This is a genomic window from Helicobacter pylori, assembly GCF_003636935.1.
In the GTDB taxonomy this organism is placed as follows: Bacteria; Campylobacterota; Campylobacteria; order Campylobacterales; family Helicobacteraceae; genus Helicobacter; species Helicobacter pylori_CH.
On record NZ_MVVH01000014.1, the window covers coordinates 17,971 to 27,538 of the forward strand.

Below are 9,568 nucleotides of genomic sequence, written 5' to 3' on the forward strand. Positions count from 1 at the left end.
TTAGATTGATTAAATAGATTGAATAACCTGTTTTTCTATTTTCTTTAAAATCTCTTCTTTAGAAAAGCCTATTTCTAAATCCAAGCTTGAAACGCTCAAAGAAACCCCTTTTTTAGGCCAAGTGTCTTGAGCGATTTCTACAGAGGCGTTAAAACGCGCTTGCAATTTTTGTTGCACTTCTTCTAGATCCTTATTTTCAAGCTTTTCTGGGACTAAAAGCGTGGCTTCTAAAGTCCTTTTAGAATCAAAAGACAGCTCTTCAGCGACCAACTCCAATATCTCAAGCCTATTGTTTTTTAACGCTATCTCCATTACAGGCTTTAAAACTGAACATGCTTTTGTGGAAGTTATTTTTTCTAAGATTTCAAATACAACCTCTTTTTTAACTTTTAAAGAAACATGAGCTAACGCTTGGTTGAGTTTGTGCAATTTTATCGCTTCTGCTAAATGTTTAAGCCCCACAACCATTTCTTCTAATAACGCTAAATCATTTTTAGTGTGGTTTTTTAACGCTTTGACATAATGCTTAGAGATCACTTTTAAATCTTGCATTTAAAGCCTTTGTTTCAAAATATTCACGCAATCTTGTGCATTGAAAGACACTTTTTTGCTCTCTCTTAGATCTTTAAAAACGCTTTCAACCAGCTCTCTTTTGATCTTTTTAACTTCTAGATCCATCAACGCCTTAGAATTTTTGATCAAATTTTCCACATCCATTTTGGTTTGCAATTCGTATTTTTGCGTGATCGTGTAAGCTTCTTTATTCGCATCAGAAATGATCAATTCAGCTTTTTCTTTGGCTTGCTCCAATTCTTTTAAGAGTTTTTTCTTATTCTCTTTACTCGCTTTGAGTTGGGCTTGAATCTCTTCTAATCGTTTAGAAATTTCAAGGCTTTTGGAGCGTAAAAACGAACGCAGTTTTTTAGCCAGAAAATACCACAAAATCCCCGCAAATAAGAGAAAATTTAAAGAACGCTCTATAATATCTGTTTGTGAAATATCCAATCCAGTAGCGCACAAAGGACTTAAAAAGATCAAAAACCCTAACACCGTTTTAACTAAAAACATCCATCAACTCCCTAAACCCATAGCCACACGCTTATTCAACTCGTCTTCAAATACCGGCATTTGCGCTTGCAACTGCTCTTTTAAAACTTGTTTTTCATTTTGCAATTGCTTAGCGAATGCGCCAAATTCTTGATTGAGTTCGTTCTCTTTTTGTTTGATCACCGCATCATAGGACTCTGTGGCTTTTTGAATCGCCTCTGCTAGTATTTCCCTACGCTTTTCAGCAGCCTCTTTAAGAAGAGTCTCAATTTGATGGCCAATCTCCACGCTTTGGGTGTTATCCGTTTTGATTTTAGCCAAGCTATCCCTTATCTCTGCCTGTCTGTTATCCATAAAAGCCAACAAAGGCCTATACACCCAAACATTCATCGCCCACAACAACAACACAAACACCACAAAAACGACCGCCATTAAATAGGGGTTAACCGATATATTCATGACCTATTTCTTTCCTAAAATCCTAAAAATAAAATATTTGAAACTCGCATTTGTTATAAAAACATTAACCCTATCTTAACAAAAAATCGCTTAAAAATTGAGAATATCTAAGCATTAAGACATCATTTTTTTCATAAAAGCCTCTAAAAGAGAATTTTCATAACATCGTAAAATGATTTTACTCCCTTTCAAAGCTGCTTTAAGCTTGTAATGATCCCACAAACTTTGATTAAAGCGTTCTAGTTCATCTTCAGTAATGAGCGCTTGAGTTTCTTTAAAACTAGGTTTTTTATTTTCAAGGTTTGCGTTTATTTTAAAATCACGCACCAAATCTTCTGTCTGGCGCACGCTGAGTTTTTGCCCTATAATGGAATTTAAGATCAATTCTTGTTTTTCTTCATCTAAACCCACCAAAACTTTTGCATGCCCTGAAGTGATTTTTTCTTCTAAAAGAGCGTTTTGAACCTTAGAAGAGAGCGTTAATAAACGCATGATATTAGCCACATGGGCTCGGGATTTTTTAACGATTTTAGACAGCTCTTCTTGGGTCATTTGATAGCTTTCAAGCAATTCTTTATAAGATCTAGCCAACTCCAAAGGGTTTAAATCTTCTCGCTGGATGTTTTCAATCAAGGCGACTTCGCGCATTTTTTCTTGCTCAATATCCACAACAATCGCCTTAATCGTAGGCATTTTAGCCAATTTGCTCGCTCTTAAGCGCCTTTCACCGGCGATCAAATGGTAACGCCCGTTCTCACTCACCACTAAAACCGGTTGCAACAAACCATGTTCTTTAATGGATTGCGCTAATTCTTCTAAGGAATCTTCGCTAAAGATTTTTCTGGGCTGGTAAGGATTAGGCATCACCTCATCAATACCAAGCTCCACAACCCGATTCGCTCTTTCATACAGCCCTTGCTCATACACTTCATTGATTTCAGGGAAAATATCCGCTAAACCCCTACCCAACACTTTATTTTTTGCCATATGCTACCCTTGAAGAATGCTTTGAGCTAATTTTTGATAAGCGATACTGCCATTAGATTTAATATCATAGAGCAAGATGGGCTTACCAAAACTAGGCGATTCCGCTAGTTTCACGCTTTTAGGGATCATAATATACTCTCCTGTAACTGAATCTCTAAAAAACTCTGAGTCAAAATACTTAAACAATTCCGCTAAAACCCCTTTTGTCAAATTGAGTTGAGGGACATGCATTGTGGGTAAAAACCCTCTGATTTTGAGTTTAGGGTTCGTGCTTTTTTGCAGCATTCTAATGGTGTTGAGCAATAATTTAGTGCCTTCAAGGGCGAAAAATTCGCATTGGATAGGAATGATCACCGAATGGGCTGCTGAAAGCGAATTGATCGTGAGAGGCCCTAGAGCTGGCGGGGAATCAATAATGATATAATCATAAAGCCCCACCACGCTCTCTAAGGCGTTTTTGAGCATGAGCTCGCCTCGTTTGTTCTCATCTTGAACGCTATCATAAAAGGTTTTTTCAAACCCGGCTAAACCCAAATTAGAAGGCACTAAATCCAAAAAAGGCATTTGGGTTTTTAAGATCACTTGAGAAATTTGCTTACGGCCAATCAACACATGATAAATATCATAATCAATTTTATCGCGCCTAAAACCCAAACTTGAAGTAGCGTTGGCTTGAGGGTCAAAATCAATCAATAAGATTTTTTTTTCATGCACCGCTAAAGAAGCCGCTAAATTAACCGCTGTTGTCGTTTTGCCCACGCCTCCTTTTTGGTTAGCCACTGCAATGATTTCACTCGTCATACTCACATCCTATCATAAATCTTACCTTTAATACAAATGCGGCCGTCTTCTAACAATTGCGCATCTTTTAAACTCACCAATTCGCCCCAATCATTATGGAAACTAAAAGAGTCGTTTCTGTGAAATTCTAACGCATACTTACTTAAAACTTCCCCCCAAAAAAGATTTTCTTCTATTTTTTTTAAAAAGCCCTCCATAATCAAATCATCACTCGCGCCAATATCTAAACATGCCCACTTCTTTGAAACCCTATTCACGCCAATGCCGCACACCCGCATGCCTTTATGAATATTAACCAATACGCCCCCTATTTTTTGACCCCCTAAATACAAGTCGTTAGGCCATTTGAGCCAGGTTTGAGAGCCTAACTCTTTTAAAACTTCTTTGAATAAAAACCCCAAATACAAAGCGTTCGCTTGCACAGGTAAATCTTTAGGCAAATCGCTTGCGTTTAAAGCGAGCGAAAAAGTCAAAGCGCTTTTTGCACTCTCCCAAATATTCCCCCTACTGCCTATCCCAGCGCTTTGGTTTTTAGCCACAATCAAAATGGGAGCTTCACACTCATCGTTTTTAAGTTTTTCTAAAAGATAAGTTTGCGTAGAGGGCAGGCTCTCAAAAATCCTTTTTTCACATTTTCTCATGCTTTTTCTCATGCCAAAATATCGCCCGCTTTCAAACGCTTGCCATTCAAATAATCCTTCGCTTTCAAAGGCTTTTTACCCACCGCTTGCAACCAAGCTATGCGCACGCTGCCTTTCAAACAGCCTACAAGAACGCCTCTTTCATCAATTGCTAAAATCTCGCCTTCCTTGTGACTCTTTTCATTCTCCACCAATTCCACATCTAAAAGTTTAAGACTATTTTCTAAAAAGATTTCTGGCCAAGATTTAAACGCAAGCGATTTTAAAAACAAGCTTTTAGCGTCTTTAAAGTCTACTAAACCATCGGCTTTGGTGATTTTTTTACAAAAAGTCGCATTCGTGTGATCTTGAGGCTTTCTTGTGATGGAAGAGAAATTTTTGAGCGTTGAAAGAAGTAGAGTTGCCCCCATATGTGCTAATTTTAAACTTAAAGCGTCTAAATTCAAATGATCTCCTCTTAAAAAAGAAGCGCTTTCTAAAATATCTCCGCTATCCAATTCCACATCCATAAGCATGGTGCTTATGCCATAAATCCTATCGTCATTGAGTATCATCTCATGAATGGGCGAAGCCCCCCTGTATTTAGGCAATAACGACGCATGCACATTGATGCAAGGAGCGATGGTTAAAACCTCTTTAGGCAAAATCTTACCATAAGCCACCACCACGATAAAATCAGGCTTCAAGTCTTTCAAGATTTGAACTTCAGGCTCTTTCAAACTTTGCGGCTGGAAAATGGGGATATTTAAACGATTTTCTAGAATGTATGTTTTAGTCTCTGGGGCTTTCAATTCTTTTTTGCGCCCAAAAGGTTTGTCCCTTTGAGTGAATAGCCCCACCACTTCTATGTCTTTATCTCCAACCAACGCCCTTAAAATCACTTCAGCAAACCCCGGCGTTCCCATAAATACAATGCGCATGTTATTCCTTGTTTTTATTATTTTCATCCGCATACGCTATATAAGATTGTGTTTGATAAGGGGTTAAAATTTTCATAACATTAATAGCTATTTTGGCAAATTGTTGGGTATTTTTACGCGGAATTTTACTAGGGTTAAAAAAATCCATAGTGCTTCCATGACTCTCTAAATGCAAGCCTTTTATGATGTATAAAAATCTTTCACAAAGCATATCTTTATTTTCTATATTACAATTATTATCCTTATTAAAATGTAGCTTTGAAAAATTCAATTTAACTTCATTATCTGCTGTGTCTATCAATTTTTCAATCTTTTCTTTTTTAAAAATGTTATTTTCTCCAAGAAAAGAATGAATAAAGTTAAACTTTAAAAAACTTTCTAATAAAATTCTTATTTTATTGCCATAGTTTATAGCTTCATCAAAACCATCTTGCACTTTTTCTTTTTTCGCAAATTCATACACTTCTTTAAATAAAAGCGAATAAAAAGCGTCAAAATAACCAACCACTTTATTTTTACAAACAATTTTTAATTGATTTTGATTGCGTTCTAATTGGAAATAGCGAGCATGTTGTTTGCCTACCATATTGATTAAACGTGCCATAAAAGTATGATTATGAGTTAAAATAAACACTTGTGCCTTATATTCTTCATCTTTCAATGCTTCCCCTGCTAGTTCTTGATTGATTTTTGCCACCAAACAAGTTGTGTTATAAATCCTTTGTTCGTCTAAACTGGAGATGGGATCATCTATGACAACAACTAAATTTTTTAAATCCTCTTTTTTATAAAATAATTTTAAACGTGCTAAAAAATACGCAAACGCAAGCGTGGTTTTTTCACCATCGCTTAAAATCATCTTAGCCTTACTATTTTCTAAATCAACAGAATTAAAAACAATTCTATAATCTTCATTCAAAGAATATTTAGGCAAATTTAAAACTTGAAGATAGTGATTAATGGTTTCAGTATCAGGGCGTTTTTGAGCGTATAACTCTTCAAGTTTATTGTCAATTTTTTCTAAAAGGCATTTTAATCTCTTATTCCCACTAACTAAAACTGATCGTTTTTCCTCAGCCTTTTTTTTGCTCTCTTGCCAATGGTAGCTATCATGTTTAGCCTTTTTAATCCTTGCTTCTTTCAACTCGGTTTTTAATTTTTCTAATTTCTCTTTTTGTTTTTTCTTTTGATTTAAAATCTTTCCAGTCTCACCAACACATTGTTGGATATTTTCCTGAATTTCCAACAATTTTTTATCTATCTCTTGAAATTTTTCCTCATTTTTAGCTCCCTCCTTTTTATCCACTTCTTTTTGAAGTTCTTCTAATGAATCTTTTATTTGCTCTAACGCATTTTCTAAACTTTTCTTTTCCTTTAAAAAATTCTCCATGAAAGGTTCAAATCTTTCAAATGATTGCAATATTTCCTTTATATTCCATTGATTTAAAATATTTTTTAAAGTCCCACTAAGCTCTAAAGAATCTTGATTGAATTTTTCAATACTCTTGTTAAAGTAACTTGTATAATCTTGAATAATCTCATTGGGAATTTTTTGAGTACAAAAAGGGCATGCATTATTAGGCATCTTTTTTTGTAATTTTATTCCTTTCTCAATAAATTCTCTTCCAACCTTGCTAATATGCTCTTTAATTTTCTCTGAAACCTGCCCCGCCTCTTTATCTATATCAAAAGAAAATAAAGATTCTAACTTATCTCTTATTGTTTGATAATCTTTAGGCAATTCCATTTCTTTTAAATCATCAAATTTTTTTATGGCTTCATCCAATTCATTAAAATCTTTTTCCAAATTCGTTAATGCATCTTCTTGATATTTAAAATGATTCTTTGACACCTTACAAAAATCATTTATTTCAATCTCATTTGGTGTTATTTGAATAGTCTTTGAAGTCATTTTTTTTCGTATTTTTTCTATTTCTTCCTTATATTTTTCAATTTCACTTTCTTGTTTAGCGATCAAAGTTTCAGCGCTGTTCTCATCTCCAATTTCCTTTTGTCTTTTTTCTACTTTCTCCTTAAAACCTTTTAATTGATTGATTTCTTTCGTTTCTTCGCCTAAAACCGAGCCTTCTAAAATGATACTGCCATCATCTAGTTTTTTAAGTCCAAACTCACTATTGAAAGGCGTGTTATGGTGCAGAAAATCGCTATTATAGATTTCAATCTTAAAAGGTGGCGCTCCAATATTGCTATTTGGCTCTATTGTATAGCTTTCATCTTTGCATTCAAATTCAATACTTGGGGATTCAGCAGTAGAAATGGTGCGATACTTTTCAATGTGCTTATTTTTTGGAATCAGTAACTCAAAAGCCCTTGTCAAGCTTGTTTTTCCGCACCCATTATTTCCAAAAATGATATTATAGTGTTTAAACTCATCCATTTCAATCATGTCTAAACCACAAAACGCCTTAAAAGATTTTATCTTTTTAATATTGATCGCCATGTTTTTTCTCGCTTTTTCCTTTAATTTTTCTTATACAACTCAATTAGATACAAAATTATATCACTCTAAATCTTCCCCATCATACCCAAGCTCCAACGCTTTCACTTGCCCTATCGCATTACCCACAATGCCCTTAATAGAGCCATACATGTTAATCGTGCCCTCAAACACTTTTTCCATTTGCTTTTCCCTGCTTTTCCAAATCCTATTCATCGCGCGTTTTTCGCTTTCTAAATCCGCTCTCAATTGCTCAAACCCCTCTATAATCGCATTCACTTGCATAGAAAATTCAGAGCTTGTCAAATAATGATAGAGCAGATTCACTTTATCGCCCTTATTTTCCTGACTTTTTTTAGCCAAACCCACTTGAATAACCCCCTCTCTTAGCACCGCGCTCAACCCCTTAAACTCTTCAAACGAACACACCCACACCCCTTCAAATAACCCCATCCTCTCCATCTCTTTAGGCAACGCTTCACTCACAATGACCCCCACATCAGCCCCAATCTCTCGCATGTCGCTTTTAAGCTTTTCCACCCAAGCTTTTTGAAATTCTTTAGTGCGTTTGCTCTCATAATAAATTTTCCCGCAATTTTGAAATTCCCTAGTATGCACCACTTGAATGCAATCGCCCCCTCTTTGCCCTTTTTTGATTTCTTCAATGCAATCTAAAGGGAATTTTTGCCTCAAAAACTCCTCAATCGCTAATTCTTGCACCTCGCCTTGGAGTTGCTGCGAGCTTAATTCAGCCTTTCTTTGAGCGTTTTTCAACTCGTTTCTTAACATTTCTAATTGCTCTTCTTGTTGCTTGAATTTCAATTCGTTTTTTTCATGCAAGGCTTTTTCTATTTTTTCCCTTTCCATTTCCAATTTTTCATTCAATTTTTTTTCATTCTCCGCTTTCAATCGGCTCTCTGCTTCGTTATTTTCTCTTTTTAGCCTTTCAATTTCCGCTTCTTTTTGGTGCAATTGCTGGACTTGTTTGGACTTCTCATCCAATTCTTTTTGCAACAATTCCAAGCCCTTTTGCTGCTCTAAAAAAGCGTTTTTTCTGGCTTCTTCAATGATTTTAGCCCTTTCATCTTGCAAGGCTAGTGCACTCGCTTGTTTGACCGCATCATCAAATTGAGCCTTTTGTTCCCTCTCTTGCTCTTTTAAGGCCTCTTCTTTTTTCTCTAAAGCTTTGAAATGGCTTTGATACTGTGCTCTTTTTTCCTCCACCTCTTTTTCAAACGCTTTTTGTTGGGCTAAAAACCGGCTTTGATTTTCTTGCTCAATCTGTTTGTATATCGCTTCATTCACATTAATTGGCTCTTGACACTTGGGGCATATAAAAGGACGGGTTTGATTTTCTTGCATGATTTTCCTTTAAGATTTGATTTTTTTATATTTTATAATAGAATGAGATCAATTTAACTTAAGCAGGTTTTATCCAATAAGTTCAGTAAAATAGGAATTTAAATAAGGAGTTATTAACATGGATATTTATTATAAAAACAGATATAATAAAGGGCATGAGCAACGAGAAGAACGCCCTTATTTTGTCATCTATGAAAACAAGGACTTTTTATTAGCATTCCCACAAACAACAAAAAATAAAAAAGGCAAAAAATACCTTTCGCATAAAAACTACATTATAAATGAAGAAATTGAGATAACGATCGATCAATTGCAAGTTGTCCCAAAAGCACAAGTTTTAGAGAACAATACGATGGGAAGAAGTCTTGCATCAGCATTACAAAAGGCGTCTATCTCTAGATTCGCATCGGTGCATAGAGATCCGCTCATCAATCATTTTTTAGAACAAGTTATTTTACAAAACCCATCTGATGAAAACAAAAAAATATAAAAACAATTGCTTTTGGAGGTGTTATCAAACTCAATCCACGCAATAGAAACCCCTTATTAAAACCCTACAGCGCATTTATTGCGCTTTCTTGCACTCGATTCCATTATTCGGGCATGCACCTAGTTGCCCCCTATGAAAACGGTTCTATTATTTTTGAGTTATTGCATTGATTTTCAGGCACACAATTTTGAACGCCAACAACTTGTTCGATTAGATCCGAAAGAAATTAAAACCCAAATCCTTGAGCGTTTAAACTCTAAAAACAAAACATTAAAATCAAGTAAGCAAAATCATTAAACAAAGCATTAAACACAAAAAATAAGAAGTAAAAACTCAAACATAAGATTTAAAAAAACCAAAAATTAAGCAAAAATCAAAAAATCAAGAAGTAAAAAAGAAAGAA

General features: G+C 35.1%; 9 protein-coding genes and 1 pseudogene. 1 reads left to right on the forward strand and 9 read right to left on the reverse strand.

The annotated features are described in order from the left end of the window. Positions 1-9: 9 nt before the first annotated feature. The 9 genes from EAL87_RS07155 to EAL87_RS07195 form a co-directional block, all read right to left on the reverse strand. Positions 10-552 (reverse strand): F0F1 ATP synthase subunit delta, encoded by a 543-nt coding sequence (locus EAL87_RS07155; RefSeq protein WP_120914015.1) that lies wholly within the window; start codon positions 550-552, stop codon positions 10-12. Beyond that, complete coding sequence (locus EAL87_RS07160) at positions 553-1,068, reverse strand: F0F1 ATP synthase subunit B (protein ID WP_120914017.1); 516 nt, start codon at positions 1,066-1,068, stop codon at positions 553-555. It lies immediately after the preceding gene. A 3-nt stretch (positions 1,069-1,071) separates the two neighbouring features. Continuing rightward, positions 1,072-1,506: a FoF1 ATP synthase subunit B' gene (locus EAL87_RS07165; protein WP_120914019.1), complete on the reverse strand. Its 435-nt coding sequence runs from the start codon at positions 1,504-1,506 to the stop codon at positions 1,072-1,074. 114 nt (positions 1,507-1,620) lie between these two features. After that, on the reverse strand, positions 1,621-2,493 hold the full coding sequence (locus EAL87_RS07170) for a ParB/RepB/Spo0J family partition protein (RefSeq protein ID WP_120914021.1): 873 nt from the start codon (positions 2,491-2,493) through the stop codon (positions 1,621-1,623). 3 nt (positions 2,494-2,496) lie between these two features. Then, entirely contained in the window at positions 2,497-3,294 is a 798-nt protein-coding gene (soj, locus tag EAL87_RS07175; protein WP_120914023.1) for a chromosome partitioning ATPase Soj, read from the reverse strand. Positions 3,295-3,296: 2 nt separating this feature from the next. Then, on the reverse strand, positions 3,297-3,935 hold the full coding sequence (locus EAL87_RS07180) for a biotin--[acetyl-CoA-carboxylase] ligase (protein WP_120914037.1): 639 nt from the start codon (positions 3,933-3,935) through the stop codon (positions 3,297-3,299). Positions 3,936-3,943: 8 nt separating this feature from the next. Then, positions 3,944-4,855, reverse strand: a complete 912-nt coding sequence (gene fmt / locus EAL87_RS07185) for a methionyl-tRNA formyltransferase (protein ID WP_120914025.1) — start codon at positions 4,853-4,855, stop codon at positions 3,944-3,946. 1 nt (position 4,856) lies between these two features. Beyond that, positions 4,857-7,316: an AAA family ATPase gene (locus tag EAL87_RS07190; RefSeq protein WP_120914027.1), complete on the reverse strand. Its 2,460-nt coding sequence runs from the start codon at positions 7,314-7,316 to the stop codon at positions 4,857-4,859. A 60-nt stretch (positions 7,317-7,376) separates the two neighbouring features. Next, complete coding sequence (locus EAL87_RS07195; protein ID WP_120914029.1) at positions 7,377-8,675, reverse strand: DUF2130 domain-containing protein; 1,299 nt, start codon at positions 8,673-8,675, stop codon at positions 7,377-7,379. Between the two features lie 352 nt (positions 8,676-9,027). Between EAL87_RS07195 and EAL87_RS08435 the strand changes: the two are divergent. Further along, positions 9,028-9,462, forward strand: a pseudogene (locus tag EAL87_RS08435) (hypothetical protein). Positions 9,463-9,568 lie beyond the last annotated feature (106 nt).